Source organism: Treponema sp. C6A8, assembly GCF_000619925.1.
In the GTDB taxonomy this organism is placed as follows: Bacteria; Spirochaetota; Spirochaetia; order Treponematales; family Treponemataceae; genus Treponema_D.
Genome location: NZ_JHVB01000005.1, coordinates 37,714 through 64,325, shown reverse-complemented (window position 1 = coordinate 64,325; position 26,612 = coordinate 37,714). Strand labels below are relative to the sequence as shown.

The following is a 26,612-nucleotide window of genomic DNA, read 5'->3' as shown; positions in this document are numbered from 1 at the left end:
GGAGTTAGAGTTTCCCTGCAGCGGCAACTCCGTCCATTGCGCTGGAAACAATTCCGCCGGAATATCCGCTGCCTTCGCCGCAAGGGTAAAGATTTTTAAGGGCAGTACATTCAAAGCTTTCCTTGTCACGGACAATTCTTACAGGAGTGCTGGTTCTGGTTTCCATTGCAATCATAAGGGCATCAGGGCAGATAAAGCCTTTCATATTTTTGTTTATCTGGCGGAAGCCTTTTGCAAGGCGGTCTGCAATAAAAGCCGGAATCCACTTATTGAGATTTGAACTTACAAGGCCTGCGGTGTAACTTGATGGCGGTAAGTCCGATGACTCTTTATTTTCCAGAAAGTCAGAAAGACGCTGAGCCGGTGCCGCCTGCCCCTTTCCGTTTTTGAAAGCCAGCTTTTCAAGCTCGGTTCTAAAGTAAAGGCCTGCCAGCTGAGGACATCCGTCCTTTTTAGCGGCATCCTTAAACTTTTGTGGAATATCTTCCGGGCGAACTTCAACTACAATCGCCGCATTTGACCATTTTGAATTGCGGGCTGCGGCCGACATTCCGTTTACGACGATTTCATCCGGGCCTGAGGCAGATGGAACTACAAAACCGCCGGGGCACATGCAGAAGGAATAAACTCCGCGCTCATCAACCTGGGTTGTTACGCGGTATTCTGCGGCTCCAAGATTTGTATCAAGTTTTCCATGATACTGAATTGCATCAATCAAAACCCGAGGATGCTCTACCCGGACTCCAACTGCAAAGGTTTTTGCTTCCAGAGCCTGTGGAGCAGCCTTTGCAATCATCTGATAAATATCACCGGCTGAATGACCGGTTGCAAGAATTACGGAGTCTCCAAAATATTCTGAAGTTTCGCCACTTTTTGTATTCTGGGCACACACACCTTTTACGACAGGCTTTGTCCCGCATTCTCCCTGAGTGATAAGCTCTGTAACGCGGGTATTAAAATGGAATTCTCCGCCAAGCTCAATGATTTTGGCCCTCATATTGTTGATTACCTGAGGAAGTCTGTCTGTTCCTATGTGAGGATGGGCATCTGTAAGGATTTTTTTATCTGCTCCAAAGTGATTAAAAATCATCAGAATCTGATTGATGTTGCCGCGCTTGTTACTGCGGGTGTAGAGCTTACCGTCAGAAAAAGTTCCGGCCCCTCCTTCGCCAAAGCAGTAGTTTGAATCGGGATTTACATTATCCTTTGTGCTGATTTGTGCAATATCCCGCTTGCGCTGAGAAGTTTCTTCGCCACGTTCAAGGATTACGGGTTTTATGCCTTTTTCCAGAAGTTTAAGAGCCGCAAAAAGTCCTGCAGGACCACTTCCTACTATAATAACTGATTTTTTTCCGTCTGCATGTTTCCATTCCGGGAGTTTGTCTTGGGCAGCTGCCTCTGCGCTTTGGCCAATAAAAACATTGTAGCGAAGGTGCAGCTTTACCTGGCCGTGGCGGGCATCAATCGATTTTTTTACAAAAAGTGATTCGAACTTTCCGCCGTTTTTTGCAAGTTCCTTTGCGGCCGGGGATTTTTTTATCTCCGCAGTAATTTTAGAATTTATGATTTTTGAGTTCTGCTCTTGGTCCGGCAGAACTGTAATTGTAATCTGAGTTTTCATAGAGCTATTATAACTGTAATTGAAAACGGGAACAACCTGCACTTGAGAGAGTGCCAGCTTTCAGCTGTCAGCGTCCCCAGCCCGCCTACAAAAGCTTAACGCAGCCGAAAGGCGTGTCTTCCCAGCTTAAAAAGTCGCTGATAATTTTATCGGCCTGAGGGGAAACTTCTCTTATCCGGCGGACAGAGCCGTCCGGCATTTGAACCAGCGGATTGATATAGCGGAGTTTGACCTTCAAATTTACGCAAAAATGACCGGCGAGCTTGCCTTGAGAATGAACTATGGATGTCATATCGCGGAAGGTGCAGTAAAGAGACTTAAGTTCCTGCGAGCCGGTCATCTCATCTTCTATCTTTTTAATAATTTCAGGCTCTGACAGCGTCATAAAATCTTCTTCGCGCAAAACGCCTTCTTCCACCGCCAGGTTCATTATCTGCCCCAGCATGTGCAGGCAGAGCTTGTCTTCGTTGAGCTGGAGGATGTGACCGATGAGGCAGAAATGCTCGGTGTACTCGGTGGCAATTTCGGGGGTCGCGAAGCCAAGCTCGGGAAGGCCCTCTTCGTTTTTGAGCACCCGCAAGTCACCATAAGTGCGGCGGATTTCCTCGTAAGTCCAGCTGCCGTCCAGAGCCATGCCGCTGGGGTACATGTATTCAAGGCGGTCGGCGCTGAGCTGAGGGATTTCGTTGTCGGCAACCGGGTAATTGTGATAGTCGCAGACTTGGTCGGCGGTGAGGCTGTCAGCCGCAAGAAGGCGGGCAAGAGCGGCATCCCCGCGGATAAGCAGTTCGTTTGGTTCTTCGGTGGCAGTCTGGGTAAGGGCATCTCCTTTTCGGAAATCGCTCACGTGGCTGAAAACCGGAGTTGAAACGTCGTGCAAAAGGCCGGCTATTGTCTGAGCCTTGTCGTGGGTAAAATGCCAGATAATCAGGGCAACGCCCAGGCTGTGGTCAAATCGCGAATAATAAAAACGGTTGCGATAAAGCTTCGTCCAGTCGGTGCCGCACAAAAGGCCGATGCCCTTAAGGCGGGTAAGCAGAGGCAGCTCAAGGTAAGGCTTCAGAAAGGCCGGATAATCAGCACGGGGACAGAGAATTTCGTGATAGTCGGCGACGCTGTAGGCGCGGGGCGGATTACGCTCCAGCATGTAGTCCCAGGTGTAAGGTTGGAAAAAGTTAGGCATTGTGCACCACAATCTTGTTGTAAGGAATTTCTATTTTAGCTTCATCAAAAACTTTTTTTACCGCAATAAAGGCTTCGGTTTTTACGGCAAGGAAATCTGAATTGTCAAACCAGATTGCAAGAATGAGGTTTATTCCGCTTTCGCCAAAGCTGTCGATCCAGGCATTAGGGGCCGGGTCAGTTCGGGCTGTCGGACAAAGGGCCGGCGCCTTTTTCAGAGTTTCCATCGCAAGGGCAAGGTCGCTTTCATAGGCAACGCTGACATTAAGCAGATAACGGCGGTAAGAATTATAGGAATTATTTGTCAAAAGTGAGTTTATAATAGAAGAATTCGGAATGCGAACCATCTGATTATCGTGAGTATGCACGCGAACCGAAAGCAGGCTGATTGTATCAACCACGCCGGTCACTCCATTAATGATAATCGTGTCGCCAAGCTTAATCGATTTTTCCGAAACAATAAAAATGCCGCTTATCAAATTGCTGACAGAAGTCTGAGCCGCAAAACCGATTGCAACTCCGGCAATTCCCGCCGCTCCCCAGATAGCAGAAAGCTTAATTCCAAAAAGTCCCAGAACATAAACGCCAACGGCAAAATAAAAAATATAGCGGGCAAAGCGGGTCAGAATTTCCTTGCGCTCTTTTGGCAGTTTTTCCTCGTTTACCTGGCGGATTCCCTTACGAACCAGACGGTAAATCACATAATAGATAAAAAGTACAAGAAGAATGCTTATTCCCACAAAAAAGTAATGCACGGTAATAAAATCATCGATTTTATCCCAGGAAGTCGTGATAAATTTCAAAAAATCATTCTTTATAAGTACAAGTTCCTCTTTCATTTTTATCCTCTATTCTGATTATAACATTTGCATAAATCACTGACTATGCAGTCCTGGCACTTAGGATTGCGGGCAGTGCATACATAGCGCCCGTGCAGCAAAATCCAGTGGTGGGCGTGCTGCAAAAATTCCGCCGGGATTCTCTCAAGCAGCGAAGCTTCCACCTGCTCGGGCGTGCTGCCTTCTGCCAGTCCCATTTTGGGCGCCACACGAAGCAGATGGGTATCTACGGGCATTGTCGGCTGGTGAAATACCACGTTCAGAACTACGTTTGCGGTTTTGCGTCCCACCCCGGGAAGGGTCATAAGGGCGTCACGGTCGCCTGGAACTTCGCCGTCAAAATCTTCTATTAATTTACGGCTCAAGCCAATTACATGCTTTGCCTTATTTTTATAAAGCCCGATTGATTTTATATATGGAATGAGGCCTTCTTCCCCAAGTTCAAGCATGGCCTGAGGGTTGTCAACGACTTCAAAAAGCGGCCGCGTTGCAATATTCACAGATTTGTCAGTAGCCTGAGCGCTCAGCACCACCGCCACCAGCAGAGTAAATGCATTTTTATATTCCAGTTCCGAAGCGGGATTAGGATTTTGCGTCTGCCAGCGTTTCATTATTTCTGTAATTTCTGACTTTGAAAGAAGTTCCACATCAATCACTCTATCATAGAAAAATCGTAGTTTAAAGCCGAATTTTCTTGACGGTTCAAGATAACAGGAATTAAAATGTATAGTAACGTTATCTTAGGAGTAATATATGAAAAAATGCTTTTTGCTCTTTCCGCTTCTTATTGCAGGAATCACGTTTTCTACATTCGCAAAAGATAAATCAACTCCTAAAAATCCAGAGTCAGTTACTTACGCTGATATAATTAAGGCTAATTCTAAAAAAAGCCTGCTCAAACGTCACAAAAACTGGAAGCAGACCACAATTGCAGCGGAAGGCGGCGCTTTACAGGTTCAGGCTCTGGACTATTATTCCCGAGTTTCATATTCAACTTCAGACATGATGTATGCAGAATTTGATTATACTTCCCTGGATACGCCGGTAAAAAGCACAAAAGAACTTTATACAAAACAAGACAGCTGCTGGACTCTCTTTTTTAAAGATGAAAGTTCCAAATCCATAGTTCAATGGCCGGTAATGACTGATAAAGAGCGAAAATCCTTAGCCAGTAACATAGATACTGGAAGTATTTTAGACGGTTCAGACCTTGGAGAAAAATTTGAATCCATAAGGGCTAATGAAGACGGAAGTCTTACCATGACTACTACAGCGCCGGCAGCGACTTCTACTGATGTACGTTTTCTGCCAGAAGAATGGAAAGATGCAAAAGTTGAATACGCATACACCGTAGACGCTGACTCTCTTGAACTTTCCAAGCTTGAAGCTTTTATCATTACAAAAAATGCTTCCATTAAATATTTTACAGAAAGCCTAGACTACGATGTGGAAATTCCAGAATATCACAAGGAATTAAAAGAACTTCTCAAAAAAGCAGCCTCTAATATAATAGAAAATCCACGAACAATCACTGTCATTTATAATCCAGATACAAAAGATGAAGAAAGATTTGTAAGAAGCGCAGATATTTCTTACGGCGTTCTTCCTTTATATCGTGACGGTTACAAGCCATTTAAGGACAAAGAAGGTAAAGAAGCTTTTTCAGGTTCAGACGGAAAAAGTAACATTACTATATACGCCATAAAAGACTAATGAGGAAAAACCGAAAGAAAACTATTACCTGATGTTAGATTTTAAACCTCTACTTCTCAGTACAAAACCTCTTCTTGATCCTTTTTTCTTCCAATATGGAGAAGGGTCCTGTCAGCATTCCTTTGCGGCAGCCTATTGTCTTCAGGAAAAATACGGAAACCTCTATGCGGTGAAAAATGATTTTTTATTCATCCTGCGTCAGAATCGCTGTAATGAAAATGAAGAAGTCTATCTTTTCCCTCTGGGAAATATCAAGGATGGGAAGAAGGCATTAGAAACTTTACTCTCTGAAGCCCACAAAAAAGGTAAAAAACTGGTTTTTGAAACTGTCACAGAAAAAGCCAAAAATTTTATTGAAGAGAATTATCCGGAGCAATTTTATATAGAAGAAAAACGCGATAATGCGGAATACATTTTCAACCGAGAAAAACTTGCTGAACTCAAAGGCAAGGAATATGAAGGCAAGAGATGGGAAGTCCATCGTTTTCAGAAGGAATTTGAAGGCCGCTATTCAATAGAAGAACTTGTTCCTTCATATTTTGAAGAAGTAAAAGCCTTTTCACGAAGGTGGTACGACGATTTTTATACAGAAGAAACTAATGCCCAGCTTCGCGCAGAAGAAAAAGCCTTGGACAATGCTCTGGAAAATTTTTATGAACTTGGCTTTCATGGGCTTGTGATTTTAATTGACAGCAAAATTGCAGCCTTTGAATACGGCACGCCCTTAAATCAGGATACTTATGACGGTTTTGTAGAAAAGGCAGACCGTTCATATAAGTATATTTATAAAATGCTGAACAATACGGTTGCAGACCGCTGCCCGGGTTCAATTAAATGGCTTAACTGGGAAGAGGATTTAGGTCATGAGGGACTTCGTAAAATGAAATTGTCCTACAGGCCCGAATATTTGCTTAAAAAATATCTTGTAAAAGAGAAGGACTGATAAATTGAATAAGTTTGAAGCTGTAATTTCCTTATGTATCATAACTTTTTTTGCCTCAATTCAATATGCCTTTCTTGGCGGAGTACCTTCCTCGGTTTCTCAGTTCGGATATTTAACGATTACCAACGGAGCAGGATTTATAATCGTTCTTCTCTTCTTTTTTGGTGAGCTTTTCCGCCTGGATAAAAAACAGATTTTTCAGTCTTTTATCCTTTCGCTGGAACAGGTTGCCTTTAATGTATTTTTGATTCTTGGAGCCGAAAAAACTGGCGCAACAGTAACTTCCTGCGTACTTTCTGCCTACTTTGTATTTATTCCGCTTCTGGCCCTGCTGCTTTTCCGTGAAAAACCAGATTTTAAAACTTTTCCCGGCATTGCGATTGTTCTTGTCGGACTCTTTTTTATGATGAACTGCGAAGCCTCTGCCCTTTTGAGCGAAGGAGTTTTATATCTTGTACTTGCAGACCTTGTAATTGCCCTTACAATCCTCACAATTTCACGATATTCGGCAAGTTCAAACCCTTCAATTATTGCGATGGGACAGCTTTTCTTTTCTCTTATAATTTCTGCTGTCTGCTGGATTGTCGAAGTCATCTTCTTTGGCAAATCCTTCTCACTGTCCATTGAACCGTCCTTCTGGATTTGTGTTTTGTATGTCAGCCTTTTTATCCGGGGTTTGTACAGTATCGTTCAGCTCTATGCCATGCGTTATGTTTCGCCTCTTACATCATCCCTGATTTTTTCTACCGAAATCATAATGACAATGCTTATGTCCCCTGTTCTGGCCTTTATTTTTGGAACAGATGAGGAAATCATCACTCCGATGAGGGCAATTGGCGCGGGAATTATGGTTGCGGGTGTTCTTCTGGCAGATAACTCCGTTTACACGGCAATTGGAAAGGGCATAAAAAAACTTACGCAGACAAAATCTGAAAAAAAATCCATAAATGACACTATAAAACATTTTGCTGCCGAGCTTAAAAAATGGTGGTACATTGCAGTTTCCATAGCCATAATATATGCGGGCCTGGATTTAATCGTTCAAAAGATGAATTTCCTGGAATACGAAAGCCTTGTCGGCCTTAAAAACTTCTTGCCTGTAACTACAGGATTATTATGGGGTATCTGGGGAGCCGCAGGCTGCTGTCTTGGCTGCATTTTCACATCCTTTATTATAGACACACCAACAAATCTTCTTCTGGCTGAATGTTTCTGTAATCTCTTTATCGGAACAGGACTCTGGCTCATCTGGCACAGCACGGTAAAATCGCATTATGTAGGCTTTAATAAGAAACGACATTTTGTCATTTTCCTTGCATCCCTGACAGGGCTTTCATTAATAGCAGCCTGGCTGGCTTCAATTTTTTCTTCAGAATTTGATTTTATTCCGGTATTTATTTCCTACACAAGCATGGGTATTTTTGTTGCCCTTCCTCTGATTATTCTTTTTGGAAGCCTTCTTCATGTACAGGCGGCAATTCCTTCCAAATATCAGTTCCACCCGGATTGCAGCGGAAACATAACTTCAGATTCTCAGACTCTTGCAATCTTTAATGACCAGATTGAAGGAGCCGCAGCTGAAAAAAATATCGGTATTAAACGTATTTTTGAAGTTCAAAGCTGTATAGAAGAGATTTGTATCAGAATTCTAAACGAATTACCTGAAACAAACATAAATATCAGCATAGTTTTTGGAAATGCAATTTCCGTGCGCATTAATTACAAGGGTAAGCCTTACAATCCTTTCCATATGAAAGCAAGTGATGACGCATTTTCCATGACAGGATTAAAAATCCTCCGTCACAGGGCCTTGAGGGCATCTGTTCTTACAAGCAAAAAAAGAAACGAAACAAATATTCACATAGTAATATAGAATTTCATAGTACAAGGAGCTAAGAAATGGATATAAGTGAAAAAAAACGAAAGACCATACGCCACAAAGTAAACTTTATGGTTCTTAAAATCACCATGACCTCTCTTTTATTAACAAGTCTGATTGGTGTTTTCAGCATGCTTCGTATTCAGAAAAAGAGTAAGATTGCCCTGCTTAATCAAACAGTGCAGAAGCTTCATGCCTTCTCAGAAGGAAAGGCTAAGCTTGCGGATTCGGAGCTTGGAAAATTCCTGGATTGTACTACTCAGTTTTCAGATTACATTCACGACATATACACAAATCCGTCCCAGTTTAAGGAAAAGGAAGTCCTTCCTCCTGATGCAAAAAACGGCGGCACCTGGGTTTTGCAGAGAACCTTTGCAAGTAAAAAGAACAAGTATATTGACGTAAAAAGAGAACTGAACCTGCTTGGAAACGTTGAGCAGATTTTTAAGCCGATTATTCATACTTATAATGATAAGATTTTGAGTATTTACATTGCCACAGAAAACGGCTTTATGGTTTCTTACGACCCTAACTCTGATAACGATAAGGCTAACGACGGAATTGCAGAAGTTTATTACGACTATTTTGACTCTCCATGGTATGTTCTTGCAAAAAATGCGGGAAAAACCTGCTTTACAGACGTTTATTCCGACTCTTTCGAGCATGGCCTTATGATTAGCTGCGCCTCTCCATTCTATGATGCCAATAACAAGTTCAAAGGCGTTGTCTGCATGGATGTTCTTATTTCCGACCTCTATAACGCAACGGTTGACGTTTCTGACATTGAAGGAGCCTACGCTTTCTTAATCGACACAAAGGGAAACGCAATTTCTCCTGATCCGGTTGTAGCTTCTGTTTATGATGATGAAAGCCTTGATGATTCTATCCGTGATAAAATGCTTCATAAAGGAAATGCCGTTGAACTTACTTCTCATGACGTTTATTACGCTTATTCTCCTTTACAGTCTACAGACTGGGAATTCTGTATCTGCATACCGCAGAAGACTGTTCTTGAACCTGTAGCTGATATGGCCCGTCATATCAGATTTGCAATTATATTCTTTGCATTCCTCATGCTTTCAATAATTGCAATTGTTTCTGCAGTTGTTCAGAGTTTTGCTCAGACTCTTACCCGTCCTATTGAAGCCCTTGTTGAAGATGTTGAAATTATCAGTAAGGGTAATTTTGAACGCCGTGCAAGAGCCTTTGAAAATGATGAAATCGGAGACCTTGCTTCCTGCGTAAATGCGATGTCCGTTTCTCTGCAAAAATATATTGCTGATTTAACTGCGGTTACGGCAGAAAAGGAAAGAATCGGCGCCGAGCTCAACGTTGCAACAAAAATCCAGGCAGATATGCTGCCGCAGATTTACCCTGCCTTCCCGGATCACAAGGAATTCGACCTTTTTGGAACTATGGACCCGGCAAAAGAGGTTGGCGGCGACCTGTATGACTACCTGCTTCTTGATGACGACCACCTTATGATTGTTGTAGGTGACGTTTCCGGAAAAGGTGTTCCTGCAGCCCTCTTCATGGTAATTGCAAAAACCTTGCTGGAAACCCACAGTATTCAGAGACTTTCTCCTTCTGAAATCTTCCAGCGCACAAACAATGAATTGTGTAAGGGAAATGAAACCGGTCTTTTCGTAACCTGCTGGCTGGGAATTGTTACCCTGAGCACAGGCGAATTGCGCTTTGTAAATGCCGGCCACCCATTCCCGGTTCTTTATCACAATGGAGAATTCACCTTTGTTAAGACAAAGCCTAACTTCGTACTCGGCGGAATGGAAGGACTTCCTTTCACAGAGCATACCATCACTCTGGAAAAAGGCGACCGCCTGCTTGTTTATACTGACGGTGTTACAGAGGCAACTGATGCCAACGAAAAACTCTTCGGTGATGACCGCCTTATGGCTGCCATGAAGGGCACAGAAAAACTTACTGCCCCGGAAACCTGTAAAGCGCTTCGTAAGTCAATTGATGCCTTTGTAGGGGACGCCGAGCAGTTCGACGATATTACAATGCTGCAATTAATCCTTAAGGAATAAAAAAAGGGCTGCCCATTCATTTTGGACAGCCCTTTCTGCTTATTTCACAGCTTTTTTAAGTTCTTCAACTTTGTCAGTCTTTTCCCAAGGGAAACCTTCGCGACCAAAGTGTCCGTAAGAAGCAGTCTTGCGGTAGAGCGGCTGTTTAAGGCTCAAAGTCTTGATGATTCCTGCTGGTGTGCAGTCAAAAACCTTCTTTACAGCTTCTTCAATTTTGTTGCGTGGAGCTTTTTCAGTTCCGAAGGTTTCAACCATGATTGAAACTGGGAATGGAACTCCGATTGCGTATGCAAGTTCAACTTCTGCGCGGTCTGCAAGTTCAGCAGCTACGATGTTTTTTGCAATGTAGCGTGCCATGTATGCAGCTGAGCGGTCAACTTTAGACGGGTCTTTACCACTGAAAGCGCCGCCGCCGTGGCGTCCCATACCACCGTAAGTATCAACGATGATTTTGCGTCCTGTAAGACCTGAGTCTCCGTCCGGGCCGCCGATAACGAATTTACCGGTTGGGTTGATAAAGTATTTTACCTTGTCATCCAAAAGTCCTGTTGGTTCAAGAACAGGCTTAATTACTTCTTCAATCAAAGTCTTTTTGATTGTGTCGTAATCTACATCAGGATTGTGCTGGTGTGAAACTACAACTGTATCAATGCGAACCGGTTTGTAGCCGTCGTATTCAATTGTAACCTGTGATTTTGCATCAGGACGAAGCCATGCAATTTTTCCAGCATGACGAAGTTCGTGAGCGCGAAGCAAAATCTGGTGAGCATAGTAAACTGGAGCTGGCATAAGGCTTGGAGTTTCATTGCAGGCAAAACCGAACATCATACCCTGGTCTCCGGCACCCTGCTGTCCTTCGTATTCATCAAGACCCTTTCCTACAACACCCTGGTTGATATCAGCTGACTGAGCGTGAAGTCTGTTCATAAAGAGACAGTTTGCGCCGTCCAAACCAACATCAGCTGAATTGTAACCGATGTCCAGAGCTACTCCGCGGGCAATTTTTTCTACATTGTGGTTGAAATCCTTCAAATCAATGTCTTTTGAAAATCCGATTTCGCCACCTACCAGCAAAAAGTCAGTAGAAGAGAAAGTTTCGCATGCAACGTGAGCATCAGGATCCAGAGAAAGGCAGTAATCCAAAACTGCATCAGAAACCTGATCACAAAGTTTATCCGGGTGACCTTCACCAACAGATTCAGAAGTAAATAAATAGTGATTGTTAGATAAGATAGACATATTATGTCTCCTATTTAGCAAGATTTTCGCAACTCATACGAGCACGATTTCCGCCCTGCAATTTGGATAAATCGGCGGATTGAAGTGTTTTCACTGATGTGATAGCTTTATATTAACGTTTTGCACAATAATAATCAAATAAATTCGTATGTTGATATGTACAAAAACAAAACAAAATGTTAAAATACGCCAAAACACTATATAAATAACAACGTACTTGGAGACTTCAAATGGCATTGAAGAAGAGTTTTTCTAAAGACGGTAAAAAATGTACTGTGACTTTTTCTGTTTCACCAGAAGCAGCTAAAGATGTTTCAAAAGCTAATGTAGTTGGTGACTTCAACAGCTGGAGCAGCACAGATACTCCTATGAAGAAGGCAAAAGACGGTTCTTTTACTGCTAAGATTGAACTTGATTCAGAGCGTGAATATCAGTTCCGTTATCTTCTTGATGGAACAAGATGGGAAAACGACTGGAAGGCAGACAAATACATTCCAGCTCCATATTCAAATGCCGATAACTCTGTAGTTGTTACTAAAAAAGATTTCTAAGCCGAACGGCAGAGTAAACATAAAAGGAAGAGGCTGTCCTGAAAAGGGACGGCCCTTTTTTTTCTAAACAGCTAATGAATTCTTATAATTCTTCGAAAATATAGATATGCAGAAAACCAGTTTTAATCATGTATCAGATAGTTTTGGAAAGCGGATTTTATTTCTGCTTCTCCTTGTTTTCAGCGTTTGCAGCCTGAAACTTTGTGCAGAAGATATTACACCTGCCCAGGCACAGGTAGCACGAGAAAAATTTGTTGCCGAATCTAAAAAATATGTAGGCTGCCCTTACGTTTTGGGCGCCGTGGGACCAGACAGCTTTGACTGTTCAGGTTTGATTTATTATGTTGCCCGCGAATCAGTTGGAATTCAGCTTCCGCGAACCGCAAAGGCAATTTACAGCTACTGCCGCATCGTGCCGGACAAGAGCCGCGAAATTGGTGACCTTGTTTTCTTTAAGACCAACAGCACCGGAAATATTTCCCACGTTGGTATTTACATTGGAAACGGTCAGTTCATTTCTGCCATCAGCGACGGAGAAAACACTGGCGTAATCATTTCTTCTCTTAATCAGACTTACTGGAAGGGAAAATACGTTGCAACCGGCCAGTTCTTGAAGTCAGGAACCGGAACTGAAGAGCAGATTGAGGAAGCAATTGCTCAGGACGCAAAAGAAAAGGAAAAGCATCCTCGCCAGGTTCATGCTTCACGCAGCGGCAACAGCTTAACAAACAACATAATTTTTGATGCCAGCACAAATGCCGGCTGGTCTTTAATTGCGCCAAACTCCTTTATGTTCCGCTTCCGCGCCGTTGATATTCAGATTAACGCCCGCTATAAGAAATGGTTCCTGGAGCCGGGACTTGCCCTTGGAGCAAGAATCAACTTCAGTCAGGATGTATTCCAGATTCCAATCATGTTTACAGCAACAATGAGTGAATATGTCCGCCTTTATGCAGGTCCTGTAATTTCCTTCAGCGACGCCCATCTTGTTACTTCAGACAAGACAATTAAGGCATCTGTTTTTCCGGGAACAATCGGAGTTGTATTCTCTACCCCAAGTTTCTCTATAAAAGATGCTAGAATCCAATTTGTTCAGGACATAAGCTATTCTGTTTTCAACAATACAGATAACGCAGCCTTGAACTTCCTTGAATCAGCTTCGGCCGGACTTGTTATGTTTACAGGCGTTCGCGTAAGTTTGCCTTTAAGCAGCTTTGTACATTAATGCAGGAAGAGATGAAAAAAAGAAAATCTGCAATTCCTTCTGTTTTTGTATGCCTTTTTCTCCTCGCTGTGACTTTTGCTTCCTGCAAAAACACAGCTTCCTTTACCCTGCTGGAAGACAATTCAATCGCTTTTGAGCTGGACTGCACTTTTGAACAGAACGGCGCAATCCAGAAACTGCTTGAAAGCGTTGGAACCGATTTTAATCAACTGAATATGGATGATTTGAGGCAGGGACTTTTAGAAGAAGGTTTCAAAAATGTCGAGGCCTATCACAAAGAGGAAGGCGGAATTATTGTAAAAGGCATTCTTCCGCCTGATAACCTGATTGCCACTGCAGAAAATGACGTCATCACTTTCAAGCTTACTCCAGAGAACTTCCGGGATTTTTATCATGGTTCAAGTGAAAAAATTGCAGCCGTTTTTGACATCTTCTTGATTCCGGCCCTTGCGGATGATGAAGAAACTGCATCCCTGGACGAAAACGGCTATCTTGAATTAATTGCATCATTTTACGGACAGAATTTTGCAGATGAAATTTCAAAAAGCTCTTTGAACATTCAGGTTAGAAACAAAAAGAAAAATTCTACTCAAAAAGTTATTTTCTTCCCCAGTCTCTTTACCCTTAAAAATAATATAGAAGTTTCCCTTTAATATGAAAAAAATATTTTCCATCATCTTCACCTTTTTTACACTCCTTTCACTTTTTGCCTATGATGGAGCAGTAAGCGGTTGTAAAAAGATTTTAGTCTACAAAACTACCTGGTTTGACCTGATTTATGCACAGGAAAACGAAGAAACTGCCAGAATCCTGATTGCAAATGCAGACCGCATTTATGAAGAGGCCGCCGCTCAGTACGGAATTAAACCTCAGTACCGCATGCCCCTTGTAATCACACAGAAAGTCGAGCAGTTTAATGCAAACTGGTCTTCCTATCCATATAATCACATCGTAATTTACGATACCTTCCCGACAGATAACCTTCAGGTGCTTGAAGACACGATTCTGGGAACTTTCTGGCATGAAATCACGCATTCTGTCACCTATAATATGAAGAATCCCTTCTGGAAAGGACTGGGCCTTGTTTTTGGTGATGAATTTTATCCAGGCTCGATTACCGTTACCCGTGGAATGGCGGAAGGAGCCGCCGTTGCAAGCGAAAGCATCACAGGAGAGGGCCGCCTGAACAGCGAGTTTGCAAAGCACCAGATTAAGCAGGCAAAAATTGAAGGTCTCTTTCCTTATTACAGCGACGTTCAGGGCGCTTCAGACAAATATCCGGCTGGAAGCTTTTACGAATTTAACGGAGCCTTTTACCAGTGGGTTCAGGACAAATACGGAATTCAAAAATATGCTGACTTCTGGTACAGGCTCTGTAACTTAAAATCGATTTCAGTCAGCGGGGCTTTCAAAAAAACATTCGGGCAGAGTCTTCGCTCGGCATGGAAAGAGTTTGAAAATGATTTTGCCGTGAGCGTAGACAGCGCTGACAAAAATCCTGTGAAAAGCGGACTTGCAAAGGACTTTTTCAAACCTGATTTATCTGATTATTCTGTGGCAAACTCTTCCGGCGCAATTTACGAAAATCTAAAAAAATGTGACGAGGGCTTAATTTATATCAATTCAAAAAACAGCTCTCTTTATTTTGTTGATAAGGCCCAGCTTTCTGGAGAAAAAGAAATCTCTCCAGAAAAACTTTTTACCCTGCAGCAGATGGAAAAGGCTGATATTTCCCGCGACGGACGCTTTATTGCCCTTCAGATTATGAGCCAGAGGGCGGCAGCAACAAAATCAAAACTTCAGATTTATGACAGAAAAAACGGCACTTTTAAGGCTTTGCCGAAACTTACAAATGTTCACGATGCGCTGATTCTTTTGCATGATGGAGAATATTATCTTGTCTGCCAGATTTACAAATCACCGACAGTGAAAATTGCCACTTTTAAGCTGCAGCTGAACGATAAAGGCAATCTGGCAGGATTTACAGAAACAGCAGCCTTTGAACTTCCTGAGGGAAATCTTTTCCAGAGCATGTGTTCTTTACAGGGTGAAAAGACAACCTTGTGGACAGGAGAGTCAACAGGACCTGCATTCGCTGCCATCAAAAAATCAGGACTGGATTATTCGATTTGCGGATATGATATCAGGGGACAGCTTCTTTTCACTACCATTCCTGGAAGAAATACAGTGGCGCGATACATTTCTTACGATGAAGTTTCAAACCGTTTTTTATTCACTTACACAGAGCCGGGCTCAATGCCTCGTCTGGCCTCTTATGATTTGCAGACAAAAACTTTCAGCTTTGAAAAATCTGATTTTTCGGGCGGTATTTTTAATCCGGTTTTTATGGAAGGAAAGATTTTTTATATAGGAAACTTCTTCCGCCAGAATAGGATTTTTATAAAAAATGATGAAGGAGCCCTTTCGGACGGACTTTCAGGAAATAAAGCCGTAAAAATCAGAAGGCCTGAATTTACTCTTGGGCAGGCCAAGGCTCCGGTGCAAGGAGAACTTAACTCAAAACCCTATAATCGAATGAACTTTTTGCGCGGTTCCCTTTATCCGCTGAGTTCGCTTACTTCAAACTCCTACAATTACGGGCAGAAAACTTCATATCTTATGCCGCTTTCTGCATCTTATCTGAACTTGAGTCCATGGACTTCCGGCATTTTTATAATTGCAATGGGCTATGGTCCAATAACTAATTCGGCAGGAATTCAGCTGGAATACCAGAGCGGAACTTTTACAAAGCTTTTTAAGTATTCAATTTCAGGCTTCAGTGAATTTGATAAGGCTGGTTGGAAGCAGGCACGGGCAAGCGGAAAAATAACTTCTACAATTCCCTTTGGTCGTATTTCAAAAGTGATTTTAAGCGACACCATGCTGCTTCACTACGGCCGTTCTAACCTGACTCAGGCCCAGGCAAAACGCAAGTACGAAAAGCTTGGAATCGGCTGGGCTTATTCGGACAGCAGCAAGAATTATTTTTACGGACTGGAGTCCATTAGCGCAGGCTACAGCAGCATTCATAAGTGCGGAGACGGAAATTATTCAGACGGAGGCTTTTCTTTAGCTGCAATTTTCACAAGCCGCTATAACGCCAATAACCGTTACGAGCTGGACAAATACGAGTTCTATAATGATTTGGGATTTGCAGCATCGGTTGCTCTTCCCCGCCTGCTTCCTCTTCGTGATACTTTAAATTTAACATTCAATCTGCCTTCGACACTCAGCCTTCACCTTTTTGCAGAAACAAAGACCGCTGATTTTTCTATTTTGAGCAGTCTGAAACCTGAAGGCTTCCCGGAATTTAATGCCGTGACCTTAGATTTTGAAAGTATTCTTTTTGGAATTGGTATTCAAAAGGGAGCCGGAATTCTTTTCTTTAATGACGCACGACTTATTTTCCATTATAAGCTCGGCTTCAGTTATTCAGAGCTTCACGACGATGACAAGTGGCGAATTCTTGATTTGAAAGATTATCTTAAAAAACTTGGCGATCAGGTGCCGCTGGAACACTTATTCGGCTTAAAAGTAGCGGCTGGAATTACGCCTAACTACGGAATTACGGCAAACTACCGCTTTAAGACGGAATCCTTTTTTGAAGCGGGCGTAGCGGTAAGAAACGCAAAAAGCTACGGCTATGGGGCACTGGGATTTTCGATGAACTTTTAAGCGGGGAGGTGTATCGAAGTGCTGCCCCGTCGCTCGATAATCGGTAGGGGAAGGCTTTCCCCCTACACCTTAATCTGTCCCAGCACTTCGCCAATTTTTCCGCGGATAACCAGGCTCGCACGGCTGTCCTGCATGGTGGCAGTTTTATTTATCAAGACAAGATTTTCTCCCTGGAAGTAGTCAACAAGGCCGGCGGCTGGGTAAACGGTAAGCGAAGTTCCGCCAATTATCAGGGTGTCGGCATTTTTGATTGCCATAATCGAGTTGTTGATGGTGTCGTTATCAAGGCCCTCTTCATACAAAACAACGTCCGGCTTAATGAGACCCTTGCAGCCTTCCTTTGTGCAGTGAGGCAGCTTGTCAGGGGCATGTGCACTTTCTTCGATAATCTTCTCATCATAAAAAGCGTGGCAGTATTCACAGTAATTTCGCAGGACACTTCCGTGAAGCTCGTAAACTGTTTTACTTCCCGCCTTCTGGTGCAGCCCGTCGATATTCTGGGTAACTACGGCTTTAAGCTTACCAGCTTTTTCCAGCTCCGCAAGCTTGTAATGGGCAGCGTTCGGTTCCACTCCCTTAATCAAAAGTTTTTCACGGTAGAAGCGGTAAAATTCCTTGGTATTTTCGTAAAAGAAGGTTCGGCTGATAATCTGCTCAGGCGGATAAGCCCATTTCATATTGTAAAGGCCGTCAACACTGCGGAAATCTGGAATGCCCGATTCTGTGGAAACACCGGCGCCCCCAAAAAACACAATGTTTTTGCTTTTATCTATTACCTCTTGTAAACTAGAAATATTATCTAAAAGTTTGTTTTTTTTACTTAGCATAAGACCTTCCTTCTTATTTGAGCGAATTGCTTAAATCCTGAGCTTTTTACTTGTACTTATAAATTAGACCAATTCTGCCGATAAGTAAATAACTCTCTTTGTTTATTTTTCTTTAAGAGGTATTTAATAAATGTTCAAAAGACTTATAAAACTTCTGATTTTGTTCTCACTGACAGGCGCGGCTGCAAATCCTTTGTTTGCCCAGTTTACATCGCCTAAAGTTGAAAACATTACAGCTAAAAATTTAAATAGCTGGCAGGATAGTTTTGATCTGGATAAAAGAAAGAACGGAAAATATAATATTTTGATTACCGCAAAAGACTTGGGCGGTAATACAACTGTTGAAGGACCTCATAATATCTGGCTCGATCCTAAATCTGACCTTCCTGTCTGTACCATTACAAACCCATATCCTGATATGAGGGTTAGCGGAAACCTTAATATTGTAGGTACCTGTGTTGATGATGACGGCGTTGCAAAAGTAAAACTCATTCTTGATGAAGGGCGAGAAAGTGAACTCCGCGTTGATGCTCAGGGTAAGGAATTCTGGTCTTATTATCTTGATACGACAAATCTTGAAGAAGGTGACCATACAATCAAGGTCATCGGTTACGATATAAATGCCCTTCAGATTGAAGGAAATCCGACAATTGTAAACTGGAAACTGGACCGAAAACTTCCTGTAACAAGCCTCTACGATAAAGAAATGGGTATGCTCGTTTCTGGAAAAGTGAATTTTAAAGGTCTTGTAACTGATGGAAACGGAATTAAAAAACTTGAAGTTTCTACTGACGGCGGCCAGCACTTCAGCCTTTTGAAACTGAAAAAACTTTCAAAAAGAGGCTCTGAGTGCGAATTTGCCTTTGATTTAGATACTAAAAAATTTAATGACGGGCCTAACGTTATCTGGTTCCGCGCAACTGATGAAACAACCAGCGTTGGACTCTATTCCTTCCTCTATTTTATTGATAACACAAATCCTGACGTAAAGATTGTCAGCCCTGCGGAAGGCGAAATTAAAAACGGAAAATTCTCGGTTGCGGGTTACGCAAAAGATAAAATCGGGGTAACTTCGCTTACCTGGACTTTTGGGAACGAAAGCGGCGAATTTGAGCTTATTCCAGGAAACCCTTACTGGAAACTTGATTTGAACACAATCGGCTTGAAGGAAAAAGCCGTTAAGTTTGCTATTCATGCGGTTGACCGGGCTGGAAACATCACTGACGTTGTTCGTAACATTCCTCTTAATCAGGAAAATGATAAGCCTGTCGTGGAAATTAAAAATCCTGCACCAGACCAGGCCTTTGGCGGCCGTGACAGTTTTGTTGTACGCGGTTTTGCAAAAGATGATGACGCCCTTGCTTCGGTAAAAATCGTGATTGACGGAAATCAGGATGAAGCCTTTATTCAGGAAACAAGGGGCGCTTTCTCTTATACTCCGGAATTGCCGGAAGGTCTTAAAACAGGTAAGCATTTTGTAACTGTTACCGGTATCGATGAAAACGGAATTGAAGGAAATCCTGTAACCGTAAACTTTTATTCAGTTGGTCTTGAAGCAGAATTCTCTGATGCCCGTATCAGCAGCGGAAAAGAGGCCCTTGATTTTGTAAACGGAATGGAAGTTCACCCGGAAAGCGGGTCAACCTTTGAGGTAACTGCAAATTCTACAGTTGGTATTAAATCGGTTCACAAGGAAATCAGATGGGGAAAAGACGGCGTTGCATCTTATGATGACACTTTTGCCAAGCCTTCTTTGAGTCAGAAAATTACCCTACCGATTACACCGGATTTCCCTAAGGGCGTTTTGCAGCTGGTTATTCAGACAACCGATATTGCTGACCGAGTTTCTGAATTCCGCGGAGTGCTTTACGTTACAAACACAACTACCGTAAAGGCAAGCGAGCCTTCTATTGTTCTTGATGACAGCCGAATTGATGAAGACGGCACAATCATCAATAATCCGGAATTCCCGGCAAGCGCATATTTTATTGGCGCTTATGCAACGAAAGTTGAACTTGTGCCTCCTACCCCATTTGCAAAGGCCGAACTTGACGGCAATCAGATTAAGCTTGTGGCAGGGGACGCTGTGGGCGGCTCTGAAGACGTAAAAATCCGCGTCACTGCAGATAACGGAAAAACTTTTGAGTCAAAAGTAATCCGCTTTAAATCTGATACAGCCCTGCCGGAAATCGCTCTGGAAACAGAAAATACTAAGCTGATAAAAAGCCAGGAGCCGATTTCCGTTAAGGGTAAAATTACCTGCGAAACTGGAGTTGGAAAGGCTTATTACAAGGTGCTTTCAGCTGTTACAGAAATCAAGGCTGGATTAATTGGCGCAGTACATACAGAAGCAAAAGAAGAAGTAAAAATCGAACTTGCAAAAGGCGGCGATTTCTCTTTTGAAATTAATCCTCAGGATTTTGAAGACGGCGTTCACGTAATAGAAATCATTGCAGAAAGCGCAGGCGGAAATAAATCTGCCAATGCAATTGCCTTTGAAAAGCTTCCTGAAATTGAAGAAGTAAACGGAAAACTTCCTTCTCCAAAGGCTCCGATAATCAGCTGGCTTGATGATCTTGATGTGTATGCAGTAGGCCTTTATCAGGGCAACTTTGCAGAAGAAAGCGATACATTTATGATTTTCCCTCGCTCCGAAATGGCAGAAGGCAATAACGCCCTTACAATGAGCGTACTTGCAGAGGATGGAAAAGCTCCTGTTGTGGGAAAATACACTGCGGCAAAAGCTCCAAGCCTTGAAGTAAATATTGCAAAAGTAAATGACGCTGACTACCTGAGCGGAATGCCGGTAGTTGTTCCTTACGGCGTAAAGGAAGCTGCAAAAATTCAGCTTTACATAAAATCAAGCGTGGCAGTTGGCGGCGTAAGCTACGAAATTACAGGGGATGAAGTTACTGGCGGCGACCTTCGTCAGGCAGGCTCTGCCCGACTTATAAAACCAGCCCCGGAAAATCCAGACCTCTGGATTGCTGAAATTCCTCTTGGAAACCTGCCGGTCCGCGTAAACAATTTTACGGCAACTGTAAAAGCGGGTTCCCTTTCTAAAACTGTAAAGGGCGCTGTCAGCGTTGTCCGCGATTACCCGCGTGAGTCTATCGAAGATTCTGAAAAAATCTTTGGTTTTGCGGCAGGAAACACAGGCTTTGATGAAGAAAACGGAAATTACATTCTTTCTGACTCTTCAAAATATTATTTCTACGCAAATCTTATGGCACCACTTCGTGTAGAACTTGTTTCTAAAACTGAAGGCCTTAAGATTGAAACTGACGGAAATCTTATCACACTTTCCGCAGAAAAAGACGGCTATTATTCAGGCGTTTATGTTCGCGTTCACGACCAGTTCGGCAATGCCTACGAATCGGCTCGCGTTAATTTTGATGCAGATACATCAGCGCCTGTAGTAAATCTGGTAGAACCGGTTTTTGCCCAGTGGCTGGGAAACACATTAAAGGTAAGTGGCACTGCAGCGGATCCTAGCGGCATTGCAAAAGCTGAATACTCATTTGACGGCGGCGAAACCTGGGAAGAATTCCCTCTTTCTCCAAGCAAAAATCCTGGAGCAACCTTCAGCACAAATGCAAGTCTTAAGGAAGACCCGGACGGACTTATCTGCATAGATATCCGCGCTACTGACTTTGCAGGAAAAACAAGCTATGTTCATACAGCCTGCTTTAAGGATGTTACTCCTCCGGATGCTACGGTTATCGTGCCTACTCCTGAAGATATTGTAAACGGTGAAACCCTCATTGTTTTTGACATAAAAGATAACGGACATTTGAACAAGGCTGAATATGTGGCTCCACCGGTAAAAGGCAAGCAGCCTGTAAAAAATCCTATTGAACTTGCTCCGTTGACCAGCGTTCTTATCGGAACTGAAGCAAATCCTATTGATGATGCAATGTCCTTCCTCTTTACTGACGACGCTGGAAATACATCATCTATGGAACTCTGGGATTTTATGATTGATCAGGAATCAGATCTCCCAATTGCAGAAATCCACGTGCCGGAAGAAATGCAGATTATTACAAGAGACTTCACAATCTCTGGTGTAGTATATGATGATGACGGCGACTCAACAATTTTCTATAAAATCGACAATAATCCTTATACTCAGCTGCCGGAACAGGGAACAAGTTTTGCAATCGACATTCCTCTGCTTTCCCTCACTGATAACGAGCATACAGTAACAGTTTACGCAGTTGATATTAACGGAGTAAAAGGACCGGAAACTACAAGAACCTTCAGAATTTCTTTGGAAGAGCCAAAGGGTGCAGTAGAACTTCCGACAATTGATACTCATAACCGCGACAGAATTACAATCAGCGGATGGTCAAGCGATAAAAACGGTATCGAAAAAGTTGAAGTTTCTCTGGACAGCGGTAACAGCTACAACGACGCAATCGGAACAGAAAAGTGGCATTATGATGTAGACACCCGCGCTATCAACGGCGGAACTCAGGTTGTATTCCTTAAGATTACAGATAAGTACGGTATTCAGGGACTTTATTCAAGTATCATCAATATTGATAACGCCCCTCCTGAAATCAATCTTGAACTTCCTCTTGATGATTCGACAACTACAGGAAACCTCTTCTTCTCGGGCTTTACCTACGATAACGTTGAAATCACAGAGCTCTACGCAACAATCAGAAATCTTGATAAATCTGGACGCTCCGTTGTACGTAAACTTCAGATTGACCGCGTAGTCGGCGAAACTATCGACATCTCAGATTTGGAAAACGGCTTCTATAATATTGAAGTAACCGGAAAAGATAAGGCAGGAAACGCTACAAACGTAAGCCGCAATATCCACCTGGATAAGAACAAGCAGCCGGCAACAGTAGACATTCTCTACCCTCTTAACGGCGAACACAAAAACGGTCTCTTTACGATTTACGGCCAGTCGGAAGGCGAATTCAAAATTGACCATTTAAACCTCTATCTGGATAACCAGAATATCGCTCAGACAGAACTTACATCATGCGGATTCTTCAAGTTCGATATGGGACCGGAAAATATGACAGAAGGTCTTCATACTTATAAGGTTGGAACAGTTCTTGAAGGCGGAAAGGAAATCATTTCCCGTGAGCAGACAATTACCTACAGTCCGGTTGGTCCATGGATTACAATCGACAACTTTACTTACGGTGATTTTGCTATAAACCGCCCTTACATTTATGGTCGCGCCGGTTATTCTATCAGTGAGGACGAAGTTCTTCTTTCTAAAACAAAAGAAGTTAGTCCTGAGCAGAAGGCAATAACCGATGCAAAACGCGTTGCAAAAGTTGAAATCAGTTTTGATAACGGAAAAACCTTCATCCAGGTTTCTAAAAAACAGGGATGGGAATACAGAATTGAAAATGAAGATTTGCCGGAAGGATATCACTTCCTGCTTATCCGAGCAGTAATGGTAAACGGCGAAATTGCGGTTACACGTACAATCATTCAGGTTGATAATACAAAACCTTCAATCCGATTGATTACACCTGAACGCGGCGGACGCTATAATCAGGTTCTGGATGTTTCCGGACTTTCAAATGATAACGTTGAGCTTTCGGACGTAACCCTTACCCTGCGAAAAGGTGATAAGGCCGCCTACGAAGTACCAAGCTTCATTCAGGGCTTATATCTGGACTTCCACTTCTGGGGTGCTACACTCTTTGAACTGGGCGCTGGTCTTACCTTCTTTGACGACAACGTAAAACTTCAGGTAGAATGGGGACAGTTCACTCAGGAACAGCGTGACTCAGTTTCAGACCTCTTCGGTATTGCTCCTACAGGTACCCGCTACGGTGGAAACGTATTCGGCCTTAAGATTCTTGCCAACATCGTTTCAATTCCGTTCAGCTATTTCTTTGGACGAGATTTTGAATGGCTCTACGCCAGCGCCGCAATTGGTGCTCAATTCAGCTGGTTTGACCTTACACAGAGCAGAAAAACGCAAACTTTGTCAGCTTTAGTTGGACAGATTGAACTTCCGAAGGTAAAATTAAAGAATGCAAAGATGTTCAGTACCTTTGCCTTCTACTTCGAAGGTTCCCTCTGGTTCATTCCTACCGACGTTGCCAGCTCGGTCGAAATCCAGAGTATTGTTCCTCAATTCGCAATTGGTTTGAGAACCAATATCTTCTAAGGAGAGAGTTTTTAATATGATAGAAAATATAGCTAGAAGTACGAGACGAAAGATAAAGGTTTTTATAATAGCGATTAGCATTCTCTTTGCTGCAGGAAGCAGTGCATTTGCGGTCGAAGAATATATAAGTGAAATTTACAAACAGATAGATACAATTTTTGCAAATAAATCTGAAGCAGAACTTAACGCTCTTCTTAAGAAAAATCAGAATGACCGTTTCTACTATTTAATAGAAAATTACACAGAAAAGAAAATCCGCCGTCTGATTGTTGCAAATGATTATGATTTTGCCATGACTGCTACTGAAATTGTTATTGAAAACAACCTTGATAACGATCGCGCAGTTGAAATGTACTCTTCAATTCAGGACGCTTACGAAGATCAGAAAAAATATGAAGAACAGCAGGAAATACTCCGTCAGAAGGAAGCTGCCCGCATTGAAAAGGAAAAAGAATCAAAACGCGCCAGTGTTGATAAGCAGTATGTTTCGTCAAAAACTGCCAGCGGAGGAGCTGTTTACATTTCCGGAAAAGATAACGGCACAAAAGATTCAGGCTGGTATGCAAGTTTGGGACTTGCCAGCGTTTCAATTCTTACAGAACAGAATTCAGGCGTAAATGCCCTCAATTATGGTATCGCTTTAAACTACACCTACGACCGTGATGTAGGTTCCGTAATCGTGGGAACAGACCTTGGTCTTGATTTCCGCTTCCTTGACTTGGGCAGCGGAGATTCAAAAGTACCTCTCTTCCTTGATCTTGATATTTTAGGAAAAGTGGCTCCGGCAAAATCATTTAAGTACTTCTTTATTCGTGGCGGATTTACAGCCCTTAAGACTGGAAAATCAAATGATTCTCCAAAAACAGAAAAAGTAGTTGATGCTTTTTATACGCCGACTCTGGGAGTACAGCTGGAACGTCTGCCAATCGGACCGGCAGCCTTTACTTTGAATCTGGATTACTATCCGGCGCATCTCTTTTATAGCGATATAACTGCGGCTTTAGGAGCGGGAGCAAATCTTTCTATTCCGTTCACAAGTATAGATCAAGTTAAACTTACATTTAATGCAGGTTTAAAAGACAGATTATTCTTAAAAGACGGTAGTATTGAAAACCGTGCTAATATTATTCTTGCAATTGGAGCTGAAAATGTTGGAAAATAAGCTTAAAAAAATCATTCTTTCTCTCAGTTTTGTGGCATTTGTATTCACTGCTTTTGCGGCTACAACAGATTTATCTTTACGCTTTCTTGACAAGGCTGAAGCTGCCTACGAACAGGAAAACATTGAAGAGGCTTACAAATATGTAAACCAGGCTCTTGCAGTAGCAAAAGATGAAGCTTCACAGGCAAATGTTCTTTATTTTGCGCGCACCGTTTATGCAGAAAAATTGCAGCGGCTTTTGAACAGTTATGATGAAATGGCATTTATCGAAGTGCAGACAAATCTTGAACGTTACCCTAACATCGAAAACGCAAAGATTAAAAAACTTGCCCGCCAGATTGAAGCGCAGGTAACTACTACAGAAAAAGCTCAGGACCGCGCCCGTCAGCAGCAGCAGTTTGACCAGATGATTGAAGCACAGAAAGAGGCAAATGCCGAGCAGACAAATGCAATCCGCGAGCAGATTGAAGCAAGCAACAAAAATCAGGCTGAATTTAAGGAAAGCTTTGAAAGAGGCTTCTCTAACCTTGGAAAAGCCTTCTCAGAAAATGCCGAAGAAACAAAACGCTCGACAAAAGTTCTGACTTTATCAATTGTCGGAATTGCTCTTTTGATTCTCATTATTGTTGCCCTCATCGTAATTGTTGTTCGCAAAGGATTTAAGGCTCAGCAGGTTCAGCAGGCCCAGTATGTTCAGGCCTTCAAGATGCTGGCTGCAAATCAGAATCAGACAAACCGCATCATGCTGGGCGGAATTACAGACATTTACGGTTCAAATCCTACAATGAGAATTGCGGGCGCTTCTACCTGGGAACCGGCAACCGGCCTTCCAGACGTAGAGTTCACCGAAGAAGATCAGGAAGAACTTAAACAGCTTGCAGTTAAATGTGAGGAAATCGGTTCAAAAATCGATTCTGCTACAGGCCGCAAGAACAATTCTAAAAACGTCAGCGAACTTGTTTACAAACTTTCGATGGCACTCGGACTTCCACAGGGAATGGCAATGCTTAACTTCTGCGCCGCAATGATTTACGATGCCGGCTTCCTTGGAATTGACCCTGAACTTCTTGCCGCAACAAACCTTACTGACGAGCAGAAAGAGGCTATCAAAGAGCACGTAAAACTTTCAGAAAAGCACCTCGAATTCGTACCAAAGAAATTCTGGGAAGTTTTCGAAGACGCTGCAATGAAGCACCACGAAAATATGGACGGTACAGGTTATCCAAACGGACTTAAGGGCGACCAGATTCCTCTTATTGCCCGCCTCATCCACGTTGCAGAATCTTTCGTTTCACTTTCAAGTAAGCGAAACTACCGCGAAACAATGGATAAGGAAACTGCAATCGCAAAACTCCGCGAGCAGCCACAGTTCTACGATCCGACAGTTGTAGACGTTCTGGAGCAGATTGTATAGGAAAAAAATAGCTGAAGTTTGGTAAAGGCAAAACCGGAGCAAAGGTTCGCGTTTTGCGAATCATTGAACGCTGGAAATGTATAATAATTTCCAATCAGCGTTCTCGGCGTAGCAAAATGCGGTTCTTTGCGTAAGGTTTTGCC

General features: G+C 42.7%; 17 protein-coding genes. 11 read left to right on the top strand and 6 right to left on the bottom strand.

All coding sequences use genetic code 11. The annotated features are described in order from the left end of the window. Positions 1–4: 4 nt before the first annotated feature. From T530_RS0105170 to nth, 4 genes are all read right to left on the bottom strand, one after another. Positions 5–1,621 carry an NAD(P)/FAD-dependent oxidoreductase gene (locus T530_RS0105170; protein ID WP_027728114.1) on the bottom strand — a complete coding sequence of 539 codons (1,617 nt, stop codon included), beginning with the start codon at positions 1,619–1,621 and terminating at the stop codon, positions 5–7. Positions 1,622–1,706: 85 nt separating this feature from the next. Beyond that, positions 1,707–2,804 carry a hypothetical protein gene (locus T530_RS0105165; protein ID WP_027728113.1) on the bottom strand — a complete coding sequence of 366 codons (1,098 nt, stop codon included), beginning with the start codon at positions 2,802–2,804 and terminating at the stop codon, positions 1,707–1,709. Beyond that, on the bottom strand, positions 2,797–3,642 hold the full coding sequence (locus T530_RS13600) for a mechanosensitive ion channel family protein (protein ID WP_051537840.1): 846 nt from the start codon (positions 3,640–3,642) through the stop codon (positions 2,797–2,799). Before T530_RS13600 ends, T530_RS0105165 begins: the two co-directional genes overlap by 8 nt. A gap of 2 nt (positions 3,643–3,644) precedes the next feature. Continuing rightward, complete coding sequence (nth, locus tag T530_RS0105155; RefSeq protein WP_027728112.1) at positions 3,645–4,289, bottom strand: endonuclease III; 645 nt, start codon at positions 4,287–4,289, stop codon at positions 3,645–3,647. A gap of 106 nt (positions 4,290–4,395) precedes the next feature. Between nth and T530_RS0105150 the strand changes: the two genes are divergently transcribed. From T530_RS0105150 to T530_RS14670, 4 genes are read left to right on the top strand one after another with little or no spacing between them, the layout of a single operon-like run. Continuing rightward, complete coding sequence (locus tag T530_RS0105150) at positions 4,396–5,355, top strand: hypothetical protein (RefSeq protein ID WP_027728111.1); 960 nt, start codon at positions 4,396–4,398, stop codon at positions 5,353–5,355. A gap of 31 nt (positions 5,356–5,386) precedes the next feature. Beyond that, positions 5,387–6,298 carry a DUF2156 domain-containing protein gene (locus T530_RS0105145; RefSeq protein ID WP_027728110.1) on the top strand — a complete coding sequence of 304 codons (912 nt, stop codon included), beginning with the start codon at positions 5,387–5,389 and terminating at the stop codon, positions 6,296–6,298. Between the two features lie 4 nt (positions 6,299–6,302). Continuing rightward, positions 6,303–8,171, top strand: a complete 1,869-nt coding sequence (locus T530_RS0105140; RefSeq protein WP_027728109.1) for a DMT family transporter — start codon at positions 6,303–6,305, stop codon at positions 8,169–8,171. A 26-nt stretch (positions 8,172–8,197) separates the two neighbouring features. Further along, positions 8,198–10,225, top strand: a complete 2,028-nt coding sequence (locus T530_RS14670; RefSeq protein ID WP_051537839.1) for a SpoIIE family protein phosphatase — start codon at positions 8,198–8,200, stop codon at positions 10,223–10,225. 39 nt (positions 10,226–10,264) lie between these two features. Here T530_RS14670 and metK read toward each other — a convergent pair whose 3' ends face one another. Beyond that, positions 10,265–11,464, bottom strand: coding sequence for a methionine adenosyltransferase (metK, locus tag T530_RS0105130; protein WP_027728108.1), 1,200 nt, complete (start codon positions 11,462–11,464; stop codon positions 10,265–10,267). A gap of 230 nt (positions 11,465–11,694) precedes the next feature. On the opposite strand from metK, the gene T530_RS0105125 reads away from it, so the two are divergent. The 4 genes from T530_RS0105125 (at position 11,695) to T530_RS0105110 (ending at position 16,915) form a co-directional block, all read left to right on the top strand. Further along, on the top strand, positions 11,695–12,015 hold the full coding sequence (locus T530_RS0105125; RefSeq protein ID WP_027728107.1) for an isoamylase early set domain-containing protein: 321 nt from the start codon (positions 11,695–11,697) through the stop codon (positions 12,013–12,015). Positions 12,016–12,121: 106 nt separating this feature from the next. Continuing rightward, complete coding sequence (locus T530_RS14665; RefSeq protein ID WP_051537838.1) at positions 12,122–13,240, top strand: C40 family peptidase; 1,119 nt, start codon at positions 12,122–12,124, stop codon at positions 13,238–13,240. An 11-nt stretch (positions 13,241–13,251) separates the two neighbouring features. Continuing rightward, positions 13,252–13,893 (top strand): hypothetical protein, encoded by a 642-nt coding sequence (locus T530_RS0105115; protein ID WP_156011546.1) that lies wholly within the window; start codon positions 13,252–13,254, stop codon positions 13,891–13,893. A gap of 1 nt (position 13,894) precedes the next feature. After that, a complete protein-coding gene (locus T530_RS0105110; RefSeq protein WP_027728105.1) occupies positions 13,895–16,915 on the top strand; it encodes a hypothetical protein in 3,021 nt (1,006 codons plus the stop codon). A 62-nt stretch (positions 16,916–16,977) separates the two neighbouring features. On the opposite strand, the gene T530_RS0105105 is transcribed toward T530_RS0105110, so the two are convergent. Then, positions 16,978–17,742 carry an NAD-dependent protein deacylase gene (locus tag T530_RS0105105; protein WP_038073794.1) on the bottom strand — a complete coding sequence of 255 codons (765 nt, stop codon included), beginning with the start codon at positions 17,740–17,742 and terminating at the stop codon, positions 16,978–16,980. Between the two features lie 130 nt (positions 17,743–17,872). Between T530_RS0105105 and T530_RS14660 the strand changes: the two genes are divergently transcribed. From T530_RS14660 to T530_RS0105090, 3 genes are read left to right on the top strand one after another with little or no spacing between them, the layout of a single operon-like run. Beyond that, on the top strand, positions 17,873–23,893 hold the full coding sequence (locus T530_RS14660; protein WP_051537837.1) for an Ig-like domain-containing protein: 6,021 nt from the start codon (positions 17,873–17,875) through the stop codon (positions 23,891–23,893). 16 nt (positions 23,894–23,909) lie between these two features. Further along, a complete protein-coding gene (locus tag T530_RS0105095) occupies positions 23,910–25,055 on the top strand; it encodes a hypothetical protein (RefSeq protein ID WP_027728103.1) in 1,146 nt (381 codons plus the stop codon). Next, positions 25,042–26,469: an HD-GYP domain-containing protein gene (locus T530_RS0105090; RefSeq protein ID WP_027728102.1), complete on the top strand. Its 1,428-nt coding sequence runs from the start codon at positions 25,042–25,044 to the stop codon at positions 26,467–26,469. The genes T530_RS0105095 and T530_RS0105090 overlap by 14 nt, the downstream gene beginning before the upstream one ends. Positions 26,470–26,612: the final 143 nt, after the last annotated feature.